The organism is Actinoplanes sp. URMC 104 (genome assembly GCF_051386375.1).
Taxonomy (GTDB): Bacteria; Actinomycetota; Actinomycetes; order Mycobacteriales; family Micromonosporaceae; genus Actinoplanes.
This window is the reverse complement of record NZ_JBPQTO010000011.1, coordinates 2,022,502-2,039,203: the sequence shown is the minus strand read 5'-3', so window position 1 is coordinate 2,039,203 and position 16,702 is coordinate 2,022,502. Positions and strand designations below refer to the sequence as shown.

General features: G+C 73.5%; 15 protein-coding genes. 8 read left to right on the top strand and 7 right to left on the bottom strand.

Going from position 1 to position 16,702, the window contains the following annotated elements; genetic code table 11:
• The first annotated feature begins 28 nt into the window (after positions 1 to 28).
• The 3 genes from ACSNN8_RS35180 (at position 29) to ACSNN8_RS35170 (ending at position 6,242) form a co-directional block, all read left to right on the top strand.
• The gene (locus tag ACSNN8_RS35180) at positions 29 to 868 is read left to right on the top strand and encodes a formate/nitrite transporter family protein (RefSeq protein WP_436654493.1); all 840 of its coding nucleotides are present in this window, start codon (positions 29 to 31) and stop codon (positions 866 to 868) included.
• A gap of 55 nt (positions 869 to 923) precedes the next feature.
• Positions 924 to 3,503: an ATP-binding protein gene (locus ACSNN8_RS35175; RefSeq protein WP_436654492.1), complete on the top strand. Its 2,580-nt coding sequence runs from the start codon at positions 924 to 926 to the stop codon at positions 3,501 to 3,503.
• Between the two features lie 132 nt (positions 3,504 to 3,635).
• The gene (locus ACSNN8_RS35170; protein ID WP_436654491.1) at positions 3,636 to 6,242 is read left to right on the top strand and encodes an MGH1-like glycoside hydrolase domain-containing protein; all 2,607 of its coding nucleotides are present in this window, start codon (positions 3,636 to 3,638) and stop codon (positions 6,240 to 6,242) included.
• On the opposite strand, the gene ACSNN8_RS35165 is transcribed toward ACSNN8_RS35170, so the two are convergent.
• Positions 6,226 to 6,546, bottom strand: a complete 321-nt coding sequence (locus ACSNN8_RS35165; RefSeq protein ID WP_436654490.1) for a transcriptional regulator — start codon at positions 6,544 to 6,546, stop codon at positions 6,226 to 6,228. The two genes, ACSNN8_RS35170 and ACSNN8_RS35165, sit on opposite strands and share 17 nt — an antisense overlap.
• Positions 6,543 to 6,983 carry a hypothetical protein gene (locus tag ACSNN8_RS35160; RefSeq protein WP_436654489.1) on the bottom strand — a complete coding sequence of 147 codons (441 nt, stop codon included), beginning with the start codon at positions 6,981 to 6,983 and terminating at the stop codon, positions 6,543 to 6,545. The genes ACSNN8_RS35165 and ACSNN8_RS35160 overlap by 4 nt, the downstream gene beginning before the upstream one ends.
• Positions 6,984 to 7,156: 173 nt before the next feature.
• On the opposite strand from ACSNN8_RS35160, the gene ACSNN8_RS35155 reads away from it, so the two are divergent.
• Together ACSNN8_RS35155 and ACSNN8_RS35150 are read left to right on the top strand one after the other, a co-directional pair.
• Positions 7,157 to 8,389 (top strand): glycoside hydrolase family protein, encoded by a 1,233-nt coding sequence (locus tag ACSNN8_RS35155; protein WP_436654488.1) that lies wholly within the window; start codon positions 7,157 to 7,159, stop codon positions 8,387 to 8,389.
• A 48-nt stretch (positions 8,390 to 8,437) separates the two neighbouring features.
• A complete protein-coding gene (locus tag ACSNN8_RS35150) occupies positions 8,438 to 9,841 on the top strand; it encodes a diguanylate cyclase domain-containing protein (protein WP_436654487.1) in 1,404 nt (467 codons plus the stop codon).
• A 153-nt stretch (positions 9,842 to 9,994) separates the two neighbouring features.
• Here ACSNN8_RS35150 and ACSNN8_RS35145 read toward each other — a convergent pair whose 3' ends face one another.
• Positions 9,995 to 10,168, bottom strand: a complete 174-nt coding sequence (locus ACSNN8_RS35145; protein WP_436654486.1) for a hypothetical protein — start codon at positions 10,166 to 10,168, stop codon at positions 9,995 to 9,997.
• A 66-nt stretch (positions 10,169 to 10,234) separates the two neighbouring features.
• Between ACSNN8_RS35145 and ACSNN8_RS35140 the strand changes: the two genes are divergently transcribed.
• Both ACSNN8_RS35140 and ACSNN8_RS35135 read left to right on the top strand, forming a co-directional pair.
• The gene (locus ACSNN8_RS35140; RefSeq protein WP_436654485.1) at positions 10,235 to 11,065 is read left to right on the top strand and encodes an LLM class F420-dependent oxidoreductase; all 831 of its coding nucleotides are present in this window, start codon (positions 10,235 to 10,237) and stop codon (positions 11,063 to 11,065) included.
• Positions 11,062 to 11,457 (top strand): TIGR03668 family PPOX class F420-dependent oxidoreductase, encoded by a 396-nt coding sequence (locus ACSNN8_RS35135; protein ID WP_436654484.1) that lies wholly within the window; start codon positions 11,062 to 11,064, stop codon positions 11,455 to 11,457. Before ACSNN8_RS35140 ends, ACSNN8_RS35135 begins: the two co-directional genes overlap by 4 nt.
• On the opposite strand, the gene ACSNN8_RS35130 is transcribed toward ACSNN8_RS35135, so the two are convergent.
• Genes ACSNN8_RS35130 through ACSNN8_RS35115 form a run of 4 tightly spaced genes read right to left on the bottom strand, consistent with a single transcriptional unit; the run spans position 11,447 to position 14,956 of the window.
• A complete protein-coding gene (locus ACSNN8_RS35130) occupies positions 11,447 to 12,301 on the bottom strand; it encodes an RNA polymerase sigma-70 factor (RefSeq protein WP_436654483.1) in 855 nt (284 codons plus the stop codon). The genes ACSNN8_RS35135 and ACSNN8_RS35130 overlap by 11 nt on opposite strands.
• A complete protein-coding gene (locus ACSNN8_RS35125) occupies positions 12,298 to 13,425 on the bottom strand; it encodes an NAD(P)/FAD-dependent oxidoreductase (protein ID WP_436654482.1) in 1,128 nt (375 codons plus the stop codon). Before ACSNN8_RS35125 ends, ACSNN8_RS35130 begins: the two co-directional genes overlap by 4 nt.
• 53 nt (positions 13,426 to 13,478) lie before the next feature.
• The gene (locus ACSNN8_RS35120) at positions 13,479 to 14,078 is read right to left on the bottom strand and encodes a hypothetical protein (RefSeq protein ID WP_436654481.1); all 600 of its coding nucleotides are present in this window, start codon (positions 14,076 to 14,078) and stop codon (positions 13,479 to 13,481) included.
• Positions 14,075 to 14,956 carry an ABC transporter ATP-binding protein gene (locus tag ACSNN8_RS35115; protein ID WP_436654480.1) on the bottom strand — a complete coding sequence of 294 codons (882 nt, stop codon included), beginning with the start codon at positions 14,954 to 14,956 and terminating at the stop codon, positions 14,075 to 14,077. Before ACSNN8_RS35115 ends, ACSNN8_RS35120 begins: the two co-directional genes overlap by 4 nt.
• 92 nt (positions 14,957 to 15,048) lie before the next feature.
• Between ACSNN8_RS35115 and ACSNN8_RS35110 the strand changes: the two genes are divergently transcribed.
• Entirely contained in the window at positions 15,049 to 16,641 is a 1,593-nt protein-coding gene (locus ACSNN8_RS35110; RefSeq protein ID WP_436654479.1) for an SCO7613 C-terminal domain-containing membrane protein, read from the top strand.
• Positions 16,642 to 16,702 lie beyond the last annotated feature (61 nt).

The following is a 16,702-nucleotide window of genomic DNA, read 5'->3' as shown; positions in this document are numbered from 1 at the left end:
CTGGGTAAACGCGGATCGGAGGTGCACCATGGCGGCTAAGGAACCTCAGGAGATCGCCCACGCGGCGGTGGCGACCGGCATCAAGAAGGCCGACCTGCGCTGGGACAAGGTGCTGATCGGCTCGTTCCTCGCGGGGGCGTACATCGCCTTCGGCGGCCTCGTGGCGATCGCCGTGTCGTCGGGGCTCGACCCGCGCACCTGGGGCAGCCTGCCCACGCTGTTCACCGGGGCCGCGTTCACGCTCGGCCTGGTGCTCGTGCTGGTCGCCGGCTCGCACCTGCTCACCGGCAACATGATGCTGGTGCCGATCGGCGCGATGCAGCGCCGGCTCACCACCGGCGACGTGGTGCGCAACCTGACCCTCGTGGCGATCGGCAACGTGCTCGGCGCGCTGTTCGTCGCGTACTTCCTCGCCGTGCAGACCGGCGTGATCGGCCACGTCGGCAGCGACGCGGGCACCTCCGGCGCGATGACCTACGACCGGCTGGCCTCGATCGCCCAGGCCAAGGCGCTGCACGAGGACAACTGGCAGATCTTCCTGCGCGCGCTGGGGTGCAACTGGCTGGTGTGCCTGGCGGTGTGGATGTCGCTGGCCGCCGACACCCTGTCCGGGAAGATCCTCGTGATCTTCTTTCCGATCATGGCCTTCGTCGCGATGGGCTTCGACCACGTCGTGGCGAACATGTTCTTCCTGCCGGCCGCCATCTTCGCCGGCGTGCCGGAGCTGGGCTGGGACGACACCCTGCGCAACTGGCTGTTCGCCTTCCTCGGCAACCTGGTCGGCGCGGTCGTCTTCGTCTCCACCTCGTACTGGTATCTCTACCTGAAGGACGAGTCGTCGCACGAGAAACCGCGCGAGCTGACCTGACCGCCGGCGGATCGCTTGCCTCAGGTCCTCCGGGCGGCGACCGATAGCTGACTCCGTGCTGATCTCACCGGATGCGCCGATACGGGACGTCGAGCGGTTGCGCGCGTTGCGGGCCACCGGGCTGCTGGAGGCCGGCCGGGTCGGCGTGCTGGACCGGCTGACCAGGCTCGCCGCCCGGGTGCTCGACGCCCCCACGGCGCTGGTGTCGCTGGTCGGCGCCGACCACCAGCGGTTCCCGGGCGCGTACGGCCTCACCGGCGAGCTCGCCGAGAAGCGCGAGACCCCGCTGTCGCACTCGTTCTGCAAGTACGTCGTCGCCGCCGGCGACCCGCTGGTCGTGCCCGACGCCCGGGTCGACCCGCGGCTGGACGCCCACCCGGCGATCGCGGACTACGACGTCGTCGCGTACGCGGGCGTGCCGCTGCGCACCCCGGACGGGCACGTGCTGGGCTCGGTCTGCGTCGCCGACTGCACGCCGCGCGACTGGACCGAGCAGGACCTCGAAGTGCTGCGCGACCTCGCCGACGCCGCCCAGACCGAGGTGGCCCTGCGGCTGGCCCGCGCGGAGCAGATCGCGTACGCCGCCCGCACCGACGCCGAGCACGCCTTCCTCGAGGCCGTGCTGGACAGCCTGGAGGTCGGCGTCGCCGCGTGCGACAGCGAGGGCCGGCTGATGTTCCTCAACCGGGCCGCCCGCGACCTCTCCGGCCGGGAGTCCGCCCCCCACACGCCGATGTCGGAGTGGGGCACGCTGCACCCCGTCTACGAGCCGGACGGCCGCCGGATCGTCGAGAACCTGCCGCTGCGGCGGGCCTTTCAGGGCGAGATCGTGCAGGGTCAGCAGCTGCTGATCAAGGCGCGGGGCACGTGGCAGCGGCTGCTGTCCAACGGCCGGCCGATCGAGACGCAGGACGGCGAGCGGCTGGGCGCCGTCGTGGCCCTGCACGACATCACCGAGGCGTACCGGGCCGAGGAGCTGCGTCGCGCGCGGCACGCGGTCGCGCAGGTGCTCTCCGACGCCACCAACGCCAAGGACGCCGGCATCGGGGCCGTCGCCGCGATCACCGAGTCGCTGGGCTGGCTGTGCGGCGAGTACTGGCAGGTCACCGAGGACCGCGAGGCGATCGTGCGGCACAGCTCGTACACCACCGGCGACCGCGACCTGTCCGCGTTCACCAGCGACGCGCCGCTGACCTTCGTGCGCGGCGAGGGGCTGCCCGGCCTGGTCTGGCACCGCAACAGCGCCAGCTGGTGGGACACCGCCACCATGCCCGGGGACATGGTCGACGCGGGCCGCGCCGCCCTGCACGACGTGGGCATCCGCGTCGCCGTCGGGGTGCCGGTGCGCTCCGGCCGGCGCACGCTGGGCGTGCTCGCCTTCTACACCGACCACGACCTGCCGTACGACACCGACACCGTCGAGATGCTCGACGCGGTGGGCGCGCACCTGGGCCGGTTCGTGGAGCGCCGGTGGGCCGAGGACATGTCGCTGGCGCTGGCCGACGCGCGCCGCAGCTTCGACCGGATCGTCGCGCAGGTCAACGACTACGTCTGGACCGTCGAGGCGGTGCCGGGCGAGCTTCCCTGCCTGGTCTACGGCAGCCCGAACGCCGCGGGCGTCTTCGGCCAGGCGGTCACGCCCGAGGCGCCCGCCACCCTGACCGAGCGGGTCCACCCGGACGACGCCGAGCTGATGATGGGCTTCCACGCCGACCTCGCCGACGGCGAGCACGCCGAGCTGGAGTGCCGCGTGGTCGGCTTCGACGGGGTGGTCCGCTGGATCTGGACCCGTGCCGTGCCGCGCTGGGAGGGCGACCGGCTGTTCATCGACGGGCTGTCCACCGACGTGACCGAGCGCCACGAGCTGTCCGAGCGGCGCGAGCGGCTGCTCGAGCAGGAGCGCGAGCAGGTCGAGCAGCTGCGCGAGCTCGACCGGATGAAGGACGAGCTCTCCGCGGTCGTCATCCACGAGCTGCGCAACCCGGTGAGCGTCATCAAGGCGTACACCGAGGTGCTGCTCGACAGCCCCGGGCTGGGCGGCGCCGAGCGCAAGCACGCCACCGTCGTCGACCGCACCACCCGGCACCTGCAGGGGCTCGTGGACGACCTGCTCGACCTGGCCCGCCTCGACGCCGGCCACGTGAGCATCGACCCGTGCCCGATGGCGGCTGACACGATGCTGTGCGAGGTCGTGGACAGCCACCGGCCCAGCGCGGACGCCAAGAGCCTGACCCTGCACGCCACCATCAAGCCCGGGCTGGCCGTGCACGCCGACGCCCAGCGGCTGCGCCAGGCCCTCGACAACCTGCTGTCCAACGCCGTCAAATACACCCCCGAGGGCGGCACGGTGCGCGTGACCGCCGAGCACCACGGCGCCGACGTGGTCGTCACCATCAGCGACAACGGCATCGGCATCCCCGCCGAGCAGTACCCGCACCTGTTCAGCCGCTTCTTCCGCGCCAGCAACGCCACCCGGGCCGGCATCAAGGGCACGGGCCTCGGGCTGGCCGTCACCAAGGCCATCCTCGACGCCCACGGCGGCACCCTGTCCGCCCGCCCGGCCCGCCACGGCGGCACGGAGTTCACGCTGACGCTGCCCGCGCCTGAGCTGGACTTCGACGCCCCCCAGCGGTAGCCGCTCACCCCGCCGGAGTGCGGCCCGGCGACGTGTAATGGATCTCATGCAGAATCGTGCGGTGTCATCACATGTGACACCGGGCAGTGAGACTCTGAGAGACGTCGACGGAACACAGGGGTGAGGCACGGCGTGGGGGAGCGCTTCCGGCTGGCGCAGGCCGATTCGGGTGAGCAGCCGTGGCGGGCATGGGGTCCCTATCTGGCGGAGCGCGCGTGGGGCACGGTCCGCGAGGACTACAGCGAGCACGGCACCGCCTGGGACTACTTCCCGCACGACCACGCGCGGTCCCGCGCGTACCGCTGGAACGACGACGGGATGGCGGGGGTCTGCGACGAGCGGCAGACGTTCTGCTTCGCGCTGGCGCTGTGGAACGGCCGCGACCCGATCCTCAAGGAGCGCATGTTCGGCCTCGGCGGCGACGGCGGCAACCACGGCGAGGACGCCAAGGAGTACTGGTGGTACCAGGACTCCACGCCCACGCACTCCTGGATGAGCTGGCGTTACCACTACCCCCAGGAGCCGTTCCCGTACGACCAGCTCGTGCGCGTCAACGGGCAGCGCTCCCGCGAGGAGCCCGAGTACGAGCTGGTCGACACCGGCGTCTTCGACGAGGACCGCTTCTGGGCCGTGACCGTCGACTACGCCAAGGCCTCCCCGCGGGACATGTGCATCGCCGTCACGGTCTCGAACCGCGGGCCCGAGGCGGCCACGCTGCACGTGCTGCCGACGCTGTGGTTCCGCAACACCTGGTCGTGGGGGCTGCCCAACCGGCGCGTGCCCGGCATCGCGGGCAGCCCGGGACGCCTGGCGGGCCGGCACCGCGGGATCGGCCACATCGTGCTTGAGGGCGAGGACGCGCCGCGGCCGCTGCTGTGCGACAACGAGACGAACGCGCAGCGGCTGTGGGGCCAGCCCGGCAAGAGCCTGTATCCCAAGGACGGCATCAACGACCACATCGTCGACGGCGCGCCCACGGTCAACCCCGACAACGTGGGCACCAAGGGGTCGCTGCACTACGTGGTGACGCTGGGGCCGGGGGAGAGCCGCACGATCCGGCTGCGCCTCGCCCAGGACGACGACGAGCCCGGCGCCCTCGACCTGGGCGACGGCTGGTCGGCGGTGATGCGCGACCGGCGGGCCGAGGCGGACGAGTTCTTCGCCGAGCTGATCCCGGCGGCGGCGTCGCCCGAGGAGGCGGCCGTGGCCCGGCAGGGCGTCGCGGGGCTGATGTGGGGCAAGCAGTTCTACCACTTCGACGTGAAGCAGTGGCTCACCGGCGACCCGGGCTCGGCGCCCCCGCCGCCGGGCCGGCGCTACGGGCGCAACAACGCCTGGTGGCACATGAACAGCTTCGACGTCATCTCGATGCCCGACCCGTGGGAGTACCCGTGGTACGCGGCCTGGGACCTGGCGTTCCACTGCGTGTCGATCGCGCGCGTCGACCCGGGGTTCGCCAAGTCGCAGCTGGTGCTGCTGTTGCGCGAGTGGTACATGCACCCCAACGGGCAGATCCCCGCGTACGAGTGGGCCTTCGGCGACGTGAACCCGCCCGTGCACGCGTGGGCGGCGCTGCGGGTGTTCGAGATCGACGGCGGGCGCGACTTCGACTTCCTCGCGCGGGTCATGCACAAGCTGCTGCTCAACTTCACCTGGTGGGTCAACCGCAAGGACGTGGGCGGCAACAACGTCTTCGAGGGCGGCTTCCTGGGGCTGGACAACGTCGGACCGTTCGACCGATCGGCGGCGCTGCCCGTGGCCGGCGTGCTCGAGCAGTCCGACGGCACCGGCTGGATGGCGATGTACGCGCTGAACCTGCTGGACATGGCGATCCGGCTCGCGCTGCACGACCGCACGTACGAGGACATGGCGACGAAGTTCTTCGAGCACTTCGCCTACATCGCCGAGGCCGCCTACCGACAGGGCCTGTGGGACGACGAGGACTGCTTCTTCTACGACCAGCTGCGGCTGCCCGACGGGCACAAGCTGCCGCTCAAGGTGCGCTCGATCGTCGGCCTGCTGCCGCTGGCGGCCACCACGCGGCTGGAGAAGGCGACGCTGGACCGGCTGCCCGAGCTCAACGCGCGGCTGCGCTGGCTGCAGGCGTCGCAGGGGGAGTACGCCGACATCATCAGCGCGCGGCGCCTGTCGTCGCAGGGGCGCCAGCAGCGGCTGCTGGCGATGGTGGGGCAGGAGCAGCTGCTGCGCATCCTGGCGCGGATGCTGGATCCCGAGGAGTTCCTGTCGGCGTACGGGATCCGGACACTGTCGCGCAGCCACCTGGAGAAGCCGTTCACCGTCTCGCTGGGCGGCTCGGACTTCACCGTCGGGTACGAGCCCGCGGAGAGCACCAGCGGCCTGTTCGGCGGCAACTCCAACTGGCGCGGCCCGGTCTGGATGCCGGTCAACTACCTGCTCATCGAGGCCCTGCGCGAGTACGCGGCCTTTTTCGGCGACGACATGAAGGCGGAGTACCCGACCGGCTCGCAGCGCAAGGTGCCGCTGGCCGACGTGGCCGACGACCTCTCGCGGCGGCTGATCAACCTGTTCCTGCCCGACGAGAACGGCAACCGCCCGATCTACGGCGCCAACCGCGTGCTGCAGACCCACCCGGATTGGAAAGACTTGATCGTCTTCCCCGAATACTTCCACGGCGACAACGGGGCGGGGCTGGGCGCCTGGCACCAGACCGGCTGGAGCGCGCTGGTCGTCGACCTCATCCTCACCCTGCACCGCTGACCTCCGGCGCCGCCTGCAACGCGTCACCGAGCAGCGCCCGCAACGCGGCGGCGTGCTCGGCCAGCGCCTGCCGTCCCTCGGCGGTGAGCCTGACCGTGGCCCGCCGCCCGTGCCGGTGCAGCTCGACGTAGCCCGCGTCCTGCAGGGCCTTGAGCTGCTTGCTGAGCGCGGAGTCGCTGAGCCCGGTGGCCTCGCGCAGATAGGCGAACTCGACGTGGACGGCCGGCGCGAGCAGCGACACGAGTGTCAACCGGACCGGCGCGTGCAGCACCTCGTTGAACCCCGGCGGGTGCAGCGAGCTCATGCCGGTCGACGCGTCGTGGCGGCCACCTGCGTGCGCCGCATGGCCAGCACCCACACCGCGCCGGAGGCCAGTCCGGCGATCGTGCCGGCGACGGGCACATCCAGCGCCCGCAGCACGGAACCGACCACGATGCCGGTCGCGACGACCGCGGCCACGAAGGCCGCCACCGGCCCGAACCGCAGGCTGCTCATCCGCAGCCGGATGCCGGTGGAACGCTCCACCGCCCAGGCCAGCGCGCCGACCGCCAGGATGCCGGCCATCGTCATCGCCAGCGCCGGCCGCCCCTCGACATCGCCACCGGCCCACACCAGGGCCAGGGCGGCCGCGGCGCCGTAGGTGAACCACGCGGGCATGCGGCGAGGGCCGCCACGGTCGAGCGTCTCCTGGCGGCGCCGCTCGATCTCGGCCAGCGCTCGCGAAGCCTCGTCGACGTCCATGTCGCCTCCATCCCTGACTGTTTCCGAGGAGGAAACTATCAGAACTCTTTCCGCGGCGGCAAGAGTCCGGGGGCGATAACGGTTTTCGCGGAAGTCTGCCCATAGGGCTCGATGTTCTTAGGGCCCGGTTAAGCGGCTTCGTGCCCGGCCCGCCCGCCGCTAGCGTCGGCCGCATGTCTGCACGCAAGCGCTTAGCCATCGTCGTGTCGAGCACGGTCGTCGCCGGCCTCGGCGTCCTCGGCATCAGCAACGCCTTCGCGGCCACGGCCGGACCCGTCACGGGCCCGGGTGGGCAGTGCGTCGACGTCGCCGGCGCCAACCCGGCCAACGGCACGGCCGTGCAGCTGTACGCCTGCAACGGCACGGCGGCGCAGAGCTGGACGATCGACGGCAGCAGCGTCAAGGCGCTGGGCAAGTGCCTCGACGTGGCCGCGGCCTCGCACGCCGACGGCGCGCGGGTGCAGCTCTACGACTGCAACGGCACGGGCGCGCAAGCGTGGACGTCCTCCGGCGGCAGGCTGGTCAACACCGGCTCGGGCAAGTGCCTCGACGCCGAGGGCTCGCGGCTGCAGCTCTGGACCTGCACCGGCGGCGCCGACCAGGCGTTCGTGACGCCCGGGGCGGCAGCGCCCACGACACCGGCCACACCTGCCACGCCGGCGACGCCGGCCCCGGTCACGACGAAGAAGGGCGTCAGCACCTGGCAGTTCACCGGCTTGTCCGGGGCGGTCAAGGACGTCGGCGCCAACTGGTACTACAACTGGGGCACCAACAACGACAGCATGCCGGCCGACGCCGAGTTCGTCCCGATGATCTGGGACGAGAACGTGGTGACCGCCGCCAACCTCGCCAAGGTGAAGGCCGAGGGCAGCACGCTGCTGGGCTTCAACGAGCCCGACCTCGCCGGCCAGGCCGAGATGACCGTCGAGCAGGCCCTCGACCTGTGGCCGCAGCTCCAGTCGACCGGCATGCGGCTGGGCAGCCCCGCGGTGGCCTACGGCGGCAACACGCCCGGCGGCTGGCTCGACCGGTTCATGACCGGCGCGAAGCAGCGCGGGCTGCGGGTCGACTTCATCACCCTGCACTGGTACGGCTCCGACTTCAGCTCGGCCGCGGCAGGTCAGTTCATGGGGTACGTCAAGGCGGTGCACGACCGGTACGGCCTGCCGATCTGGGTCACCGAGTACGGCCTGATGAACTTCGCCGGCACCCCGAAGTTCCCCAGCACCGCGCAGATCACCGCCTTCATCACCGAGTCGACCCGGCAGCTGCAGGCCGCGCCGTACGTCGAGCGGTACGCGTGGTTCTCGCTGCCCGCGGTCGGCGACTCGGTCGACTACGGCCTCTACCGGGACGCCACCACGCCCACCGAGGCGGGCAAGGCGTACCGGGCCGCGGGACGCTGAGCGGCCGGTCGCGCTCAATACGGGCGGCGGGCGGCCGATGATCCAGATGTGCCGGCCGCCCTGCTCGCGTACGTCGTGCCGGCCCTCCTGGCCGCCGCGGCGTTCCCGCTGGCGCCCGCCGGGGTGCGGCCCCTGCTGTTCTTCCTGATCGGCTCGTCGTCGCTGCTCCCGGCGGGGTTCGCGCTGCGCCGGCGGGAGGGCCCGGTGCGGCTGATCTTCGCCGGGCTGGCGGTGATCAACGTTGGCGGGCTGTGGGCGGCCGTCCAGGTGGCCTTCACCGACAACCGCAACCAGGCGTCGCTCGGGTTCATCGTGGCCGGCCACCTGCTGCTGCTCGCCGCGGCGCTCTGGATCGTGCTGCGGCGCGGCCGCGGCGACGTGGGCGGCATCCTCGACGCGGTCGTGATGGCGGTGGGCCTCGCGTCGCTGGTCTGGGCCGTGCTGCTGCAGCCGCGGATCGACGCCGGCGCTCTGTCCCCGGCCGCGCGGGCCGGGCTGCTCGTGCTGATGCTCTGCCTCGCGGGCATGCTCGGCGCGCTCGCCCGGGTCGAGCGGGCCGCGCGGGAGCCGCTGCTCGCCCTGCGCGCCTTTCTGGTCGTCCTTCCGCTCGCGATGGTGGGCAACGCCAGCCTGGTCTTCGCCACCACCGGCGACCCGCTGGTGCGGCCGGGCTGGATCGACGCGCTGTTCCTGGCCGGCTACATCGTGGCCGGCGCCGGGGTGGCCGACCGCTCGATGGTCCGGCTGCTGCAGCCCGGCCCGGTGCCGGTCGACCGGCTCGGCCCGCGGCGGCTGGCCTTCCTCGGCGGCGCGCTGGCGCTCAACCCCGTGGTGGCCGGCGTGCAGCAGCTCACCGGGCGGCCGGTCGACGCGGTGCTGCTCGCGCTGGGCACCGTGGTGGTCGTTCCGCTGGTGATGCTCCGCATCGGGCGGCTCGCCGCGCAGCGGTCCCGCGCCGAGGCGGCCCTGGCCCACGAGGCCACCCACGACGCGCTGACCGGCCTGGCCAACCGCAAGCGGTTCCTCGCCGTCCTCGACGCGGAGCTGGCCGCCGGGTCGGCGCCGCTGATCTACTTCTGCGACCTCAACGGGTTCAAGGCCGTCAACGACCGGCTGGGCCACGTCGCGGGCGACGAGCTGCTGCGCCTGGTGGCCGAGCGGCTGGCCGCCTGTGTGCGCGAGGGCGACACGCTGGCCCGCTACGGCGGCGACGAGTTCGTCCTGCTGTGCCCGCCGGCCGGCGGCAGCGTCGTCGCGCGGATCGACGCCGCGTTCGCCGAGCCGTTCGAGGTGGCCGGCGAGCCGGCGGACATCGGGCTGAGCATCGGCGTGGTGCGCGCCGAACCGGGCGCGGACGCCGTGTCCCTGCTGCGCCGCGCGGACGGGGCCATGTACGACGCGAAGGCCGCCGCCAGGACGCGCGCCGGGCGCGTCTCGCTCGTCGCTGTTTAGCCCCCGCGGGATCGTGGGTACACAGAGGACACCACAAGCTCTCCGGTGATCCTCGAGGCCGCCGGCTGACCATCCCCACCGCGAAACGCCCGGCCCGCCCCACGCGCCGGGCGTTTCGTCATGTCGCGCAGGTCGGGCGTCCCGCCGGGGCCGCTACCGGGAGCAGGCGGACGAGGGCGTCAGGGCGGCAGACGCCGGGGCCGGGCAGACCGGGCACTGCTTGGTGACCCCGCAGTGGCCGCAGAACTCGTTGGTCTTCTTGAAGCAGACCAGGCCGGCCAGGAAACCGGTCACCAGGGCCGTTGCGACGACGATGACGAGAATCATGAGACTCTCCCTCCGCGCTTTCTCCTGACACGGCGCCGGAGGCCGGGAGGTTCATAGGATCGAGCCATGGAATTCGGAGTCGGCTACTTTCCCACCCACGACGGCATGCGGCCGGGCGAGATCGCGCGGCGGGTGGAGGAGCGCGGGCACACCGCGCTGTTCTTCGCGGAGCACACGCACATCCCGGCGAGCCGCGAGACGCCCTGGCCGGGCGGGGCGCAGCTGCCGCAGAAGTACTGGCACACGTACGACCTGTTCGTCGCGCTGACCGCGGCGGCCGAGGCGACCAGCCGGCTGCGCATCGGCAGCGGCGTCTGCCTGGTCACCGAGCGCGACCCGATCACGACCGCGAAGGAGGTCGCCAGCGTCGACCACCTCAGCGGCGGGCGGTTCGAGTTCGGCGTCGGGCTGGGCTGGAACCGCGAGGAGATGCGCAACCACGGCACCGACCCCCGCCTGCGTGTGCCGATCATGGGGGAGCGGATCCGGGCCATGCGCGAGATCTGGACGCACGACGAGGCCAGCTTCTCCGGCAGGCATGTGAGCTTCGACCGGATCTGGTCGTGGCCCAAGCCCGCGCAGCGTCCGCACCCGCCGATCCTCATCGGCGGCGGCGGGCCCACGGTGCTCGACCGGGTGCTGGAGTACGGCGACGGCTGGTTCCCGCAGTGGCGCGACGAGAACGTGTTCGAGCGGGTCGCCGAGCTGCGCGCCCGCGCCGACCGCTACCTGCAGGTGCAGATGCTCAGTGTGCCGCCGGACCCGGGCGCGCTCGAGCGGTGCGAGAAGGCCGGCATCGAGCGGGTCTCGGTGTGGCTGCCGTCCGGCCCGTGGAGCCGGGTGGAGCCGGCGCTGGAGAAGTGGGAGGCGGCCATCGCGGAGCTGACCGGCCGGTGACCCCCGCGCAGCGGTTCGCCTCCGTCCCCGTGGCCCGGCTCGCGACGGTCGGCCCGGAGGGCGCGCCGCACCTCGTGCCGATCGTGTTCGCGCCGGTGGGCGCCGACGTGATCGTGAGCGCGGTGGACGGCAAGCCCAAGCGCAGCCGCGCGCTGCGCCGGCTGGCGAACATCGCGGCCGAGCCCCGGGTCAGCGTGCTCGCCGACCACTACGAGCCCGACTGGTCACGGCTGTGGTGGGTGCGCGCCGACGGGACGGCGGAGGTCGTCGAGACGTACGCGGAAGGGTTGCAAGCGCTGGTGGAGCGCTATCCGCAGTATCGGGAGGCGCCGCCGGCCGGGCCGTTCGTGGTGATCACCGTGGCGAGGTGGTCGTCGTGGGTCAGCGGTTGACCGCGCGCAGCTTGTCGGGGTTCGCGACGTTGTAGACGGCGGTGATGCGGCCCCCGGCGTCGAAGTCGAACGTGAGCGTCGAGATCACCCGGCCGGCCCCGGTGAACACCAGGCCCGGGCCGCCGTTGAGCTCGACCAGCTCGGCCCGCATGTCGGCGGGCGCGACACCCTCGTACGGGACCCTGCTGACGCCGGCCAGCCACGCGGCCACCCGGCGGGCGCCGCTGATCGGCCGGCGCATGTGGCGGACCTTGCCGCCGCCGTCGGTCCAGAGCGTGACGCCGGGGGCGAGCAGCTCCATCAGGCTGTTGATGTCGCCGCCGGTGGCCGCGGCCAGGAACCGCTCGGTCGCGTCGCGCTGGCGGCGGCGGTCGGTGGGGAAGCGGGGACGCCGCGCCCGCACGTGCTCGCGGGCGCGGTGCGCGGCCTGGCGCACGGCCGGCTCCGAGCGCTCGACCGCGGCGGCGATCTCGGGGTAGGAGAAGTCGAAGACCTCCCGCAGCACGAACACCGCCCGCTCCAGCGAGCTGAGCGTCTCGAGCACCACGAGCATCGCCGTGGACACGTCGTCGCCGTCCTCCGGCGAGGTCGGCACCGGCTCGGGCAGCCAGGGGCCGACGTAGGTCTCGCGCCGCCGCCGCGCCGAGCGCAGCTGGTCGACCGCCTCGTGGGTGACGACCCGGGCCAGGTACGCCCGGGGGTCGGCGACCCGCGAGCGGTCCGCCGCCGACCACTTCAGCCACGTCTCCTGCACCGCGTCCTCGGCGTCGGTGGCGGAGCCGAGAATCCGGTACGCGATGGCGAACAGCAGCCGCCGGTGGGCCGCGAAGACGTCGGCGGTCATCGCGTGTACCGGCCGCCGCGCGGCCACCACGACGCCATCGCGGGGAACGCCAGCATCCGGGCGTAGGTGGGCCAGGGGGAGGCGCTCACCGTCTCCTTGTACCAGACGGCCGGACGCCCGGTCAGGTATGCGCGGCGCGGGCTGTCGTCGGGGTGCGTGAACTGCACGACGGCGTCGCCGCGGCCCAGGCTGACCGGCACGTGGTAGTAGCCGAACCGGAACGGCCGCGGCTGTCTGCCGTCGAGCTCGCGGGCGATCGACATCGCGGCGTGCACGCCGGTGGGCATGCCGCTCTGGCAGGTGCCGTGCAGCACGCGGTCGCCCTGGCGGACGGCGGCCGCGTCCCCGACCGCGTACACCCGGGGGTGCGAGACCGACCGCAGCGTGCGGTCGGTGACGATGCGGCCGCGGTCGTCGACGGTGAGCCCCGCGGCGGCGGCCAGCGGCGAGACGCGGGTGCCGGCCGTCCAGAGGATGACGTCGCCACCGATCGAGCCGGATAGCTCGCGGATCTCGGCGGTGCGCACCCTGATCCCGAGGCGGTCGAGGGCGGCGTGCAGGTAGCGCCGGGCGCCGGGCGTCAACGTGGCGCCGGGGGCGTCGCGCCCGATCAGGTGGACGGTCAGTGCGGGATGGCTCTCGGCGATCTCGGCGGCGGCCTCGACGCCGGTCAGGCCGCTGCCGCAGACGACCACGGTGCCCTTGCGCATCCCGGCGAGGCGTGCGGCGAGGGTCCGGGCGTCGTGGAAGCTGTCGAGGGTGTACGCGTGCTCGGCCACGCCCGGCACCGAGGCGGTGTCGGCGGTGCTGCCCAGCGCGTACACGAGCTTGTCGAAGCGCAGCACGCGCCCGTCGCCGAGGCCGACTGTGCCGGCGTCGGCGTCGACCGCGGTCACCCACCCCCGCACGAACTCGATGGTGGTGCCGGTGGTGAGGTGCGGAATGCTGAGCTCCTTGACGCCACCGCCGGCGCCGGTCGTGTGCAGGCGGAGGCGCTCGGTGAACCGGTCGTCGGCGTTCACCAGAGTGAGTCGTACGCCGGCCCGCCGCCGCAGGCGGCCGGCCAGGTTGGTGGCCGCGCTCAGCCCGGCGTACCCGGCTCCGAGGATCAGGATGTCGGTCATGCCCGCGGGACGTTCGCCGCCGGCTCCGCCGTGACCTCGGGTGACCGGCGTCACTATTCGGTCAGGTCGCGCCGGATCGTCCAGGCCGCGACGGCGAGCGCGGCGGCGGTGTAGCCGGCGAACAGCAGCAGTGCCTTCGGGTTGCCGCCGGCCGCGCCGATGAACGTGGTGAACGGCAGCGGCTGCCGGAACTTGTAGACCAGGCCCTCGGCGAAGACGAACCACATGCCGTACGCGATGAACAGCCACATCGGGCGGCGCACCACGGTCGCGCTCGCCACGCCGAACAGCGCCAGGAACGGCACGGCCGCCAGCGTCCCGAAGTACTGCGCCTTGTCCCGTGTCGACAGCACCGCCACGCCGCTGACCAGCGCGACGGCCAGCCCGATCAGCACCGCCGTCACGCACTGGGCGGCAAGGGCCCGCCCGCGCCGCGGCTGCCCCAGGAACAACAGCACGGCCGTACGGTGCTGGTAGTGCTGCGAGGTCGTGACCACCGCGGTGCCGAATACGCCCAGACCGGCGAACAGCGACCAGAAGTCGACGCTGAACCAGCTGAACGACAGCCCGATCAGCACCGCGCCGGCGATCGACCCCCAGCTCGACGGGATCGTGAGCGTGCGGTGCAGCTCGCTGCGCAGCGTGGCTATCACGCGGCCTCCGCCAGGTCGAGGAACAGCTGCTCGAGGCTGGGCGTCTCGGCCGTCAGCTCGGAGAGCGGCACCTGCACGTACAGGGCGATCTCCCCGGCGTCCTCCGCGCTGAGCCCGGTCACGTACAGCGCGTGCCCGTCCGTACTCACCTCGGCGCCGGCCTGCTCGAACGCCTGCCACAGCCGCTGCGGGTCCCGCCCGCGCACCCGCAGCCGGGTGTTGCGGGGGCCGGCGACCGTGTCGAGCGGCGCGGCCAGCCGCACCCGGCCGCCCGCGATGATCACCACGTCGTCGATGAGCAGCTCCAGCTCGGCGAGCAGATGGCTGGAGATCAGCACCGTGCCGCCCGCCCCGGCGTGCGCGCGCAGCAGCCCGCGCAGCCACGCCATGCCGGACGGGTCGAGGCCGTTCGCGGGCTCGTCGAGCACCAGGACCGGCGGGTCGCCGAGCAGCGCGGTGGCGACCGCGAGCCGCTGCCGCATCCCCAGCGAGTAGTTGCCGGTGCGCTGCCGCGCGGCCTCCTCGTCGAGGCCGACGTACGCCAGCAGGCTCTCGACCCGGTCCTTCGGCGCGCCGCAGAGCAGCGCCTGGGTGCGCAGGTGCCCGCGGCCGGACTGGCCGGGGTGCGCGAGGCCCTGTTCGAGCACCGCCCCGACCTGCCGCAGCGGGTGCTTCAGGTCCCGGTAGCGCTCGCCGTTGACCAGGGCCTCGCCCGCGGTGGGCCGCGCCAGCCCGAGCAGCATGCGCAACGTGGTGGTCTTGCCCGAGCCGTTGAGCCCGAGGAAGCCGGTGACCCGGCCCGGGGCGGCGGTGAACGTCACGTCCCGCACGGCGTCCACGCCGCCGTACCGCTTGGTCAGGCCCCTCGTCTCGATCATCGACGAGCATCATCGCAGCCTGGGTCAAGGGCTCACCGCGGATGAGTACGTGTGCTCAGCCGCGCGGCCCGGGCGCGGACGAGGATCGGGCCATGACGTTCCCGTGCCCGCACTGCGGCAACCCGATCGCCTGGCAGGACGGCCGGCCGGTGGCGCCGGTCCAGGGCCCGCCGCCGCCCCCGGCCCGCGAGGTCTCCGGCCGCACCGCGCAGAGCGTGCTGTTCGTCCTGGGCGGGCTGCTGCTGGGTGTCGCCGCGGTCGTGTTCGCCGCGGTCGCCTGGGCCCAGTTCGGCGTCGGCGGCCGCGCGCTGCTGCTGGCCGCGTCCACCGGCCTGGCGCTCGGGGTGCCGGTGCTCGCTCTTCGGCGGCGCCTGCGCGCCACCGCCGAGACGTTCGCCGCGGTGGGCCTGCTGCTGACGCTCCTCGACGGGTACGCCGCCTGGCACGTCAACCTGTTCGGCGTGGCCGACGGTTCCGGCTGGGGCTACGCGGGCGCGGTCTTCGCGGTGACCGCCGCGGTCGCCGCCGGGTACGAGCACCTCACCGGGCTGACCGGCCCCCGCTACGCCGCGCTGGTCATCGCCCACCCGGTGCTCCCGCTGCTGGTCGCGGCCGCCCACCCCGGCGCGACCGGCTGGGCGCTCACCTTCGCCGTGGTCGCCGCGCTCGACGTCGCGCTGCTCGCCGTGCGGCGCAACGGCGGCCTCGCGCTCGCCGCGGCCGTGACCGGTGGCCTCGCCGTGCTGGTCGCGACCGCCTGCGCGCTGACCGGCATGGTCGTCACCATCGACCCCGCCGACGCCGCCGCGGCGGGTGGCGCGCTGCTGCTGGCCGCGCTCGTGGTGCTCGCCGGCGCACTGGTCTCGCGTCGTCCGGCCGCCCGTGAGATCGCCGCCGCCCTGCTCGTGGCCGCCGCGGCGGTCGTGGCCGCCCGGGTCGCGGCGCTGCTCACCTCCGCCGACACGCTGCTGGTCGTCGCGCTGGTGGCGCTGGCGGTCGCCGTCGTCGCCCCGCGGGCCGGCCTGGGCGCGCGGGCTGGGGCGCTGGCCGTCGTCGCCGCGCCGGGCGTGGTCGCCGCCGCCCTCGCGGTCGAGGCGGGCATCCGCGCGGTCGACACCGCCCGCACCGGCGCGACCGGCTGGGAGCTGCCCGCCGCGGTCGCCGCGCTGGGCGCCGCTCTCGTCCTGGCGCTGCCCGCGGCCCACCGGCGGGCCGGTGCGCTCGGCGCCGCCGCCGTGCTCGCACTGACGGTCCCGGCCGGGCTGGGGCTGCCGTGGTGGACCACGCTGATCCTGGACGCGCTGCTGGTGGCGGCGGGGGTGGTGCTCGGCCGCGGCCGGTCGAGCTGGCTCGCGTACGGCCCCGCGCTGGCGGTGGGGCTGCTGCCGCACCTGGCGCCCGTCCTCGACGGCGACGGGCAGTACCTGCGCCGGCTGCTGCTGGGCGTGGCCTGCGTGGCGATCGTGGTCGCCGGGGTGGCCACGCGGTTGCGCGCGCCCGTGCTGATGGGCGGCGGGGTGCTCGCGGTGCTCGCCCTGCACGAGCTGGCCCTGGTGTGGGACCTGGTGCCGCGCTGGATCCCGCTCGCGGTGGCCGGCCTCGTGCTGGTGCTGCTCGCGACGACCCTGGAACGCCGCCGCCGCGACTTGCACCGCTTCCGCAACGCACTGCACCGGATGAGCTGATCTTCCGGCCTCATGCCGCGTGGCCCCGTGCCGATCGAGAAGGTCTGACGGACCCCTTCCC

Excerpts from the sequence above, each read along its gene's own strand:
- ACSNN8_RS35145 (WP_436654486.1), bottom strand. The coding sequence starts at position 10,168 with ATGATTCTCGTCATCGTCGTCGCAACGGCCCTGGTGACCGGTTTCCTG.
- ACSNN8_RS35130 (WP_436654483.1), bottom strand. The coding sequence starts at position 12,301 with ATGACCGCCGACGTCTTCGCGGCCCACCGGCGGCTGCTGTTCGCCATC.
- ACSNN8_RS35160 (WP_436654489.1), bottom strand. The coding sequence starts at position 6,983 with ATGGACGTCGACGAGGCTTCGCGAGCGCTGGCCGAGATCGAGCGGCGC.
- ACSNN8_RS35180 (WP_436654493.1), top strand. The coding sequence starts at position 29 with ATGGCGGCTAAGGAACCTCAGGAGATCGCCCACGCGGCGGTGGCGACC.
- ACSNN8_RS35155 (WP_436654488.1), top strand. The coding sequence starts at position 7,157 with ATGTCTGCACGCAAGCGCTTAGCCATCGTCGTGTCGAGCACGGTCGTC.
- ACSNN8_RS35115 (WP_436654480.1), bottom strand. The coding sequence starts at position 14,956 with ATGATCGAGACGAGGGGCCTGACCAAGCGGTACGGCGGCGTGGACGCC.
- ACSNN8_RS35110 (WP_436654479.1), top strand. The coding sequence starts at position 15,049 with ATGACGTTCCCGTGCCCGCACTGCGGCAACCCGATCGCCTGGCAGGAC.
- ACSNN8_RS35165 (WP_436654490.1), bottom strand. The coding sequence starts at position 6,546 with ATGAGCTCGCTGCACCCGCCGGGGTTCAACGAGGTGCTGCACGCGCCG.
- ACSNN8_RS35140 (WP_436654485.1), top strand. The coding sequence starts at position 10,235 with ATGGAATTCGGAGTCGGCTACTTTCCCACCCACGACGGCATGCGGCCG.
- ACSNN8_RS35125 (WP_436654482.1), bottom strand. The coding sequence starts at position 13,425 with ATGACCGACATCCTGATCCTCGGAGCCGGGTACGCCGGGCTGAGCGCG.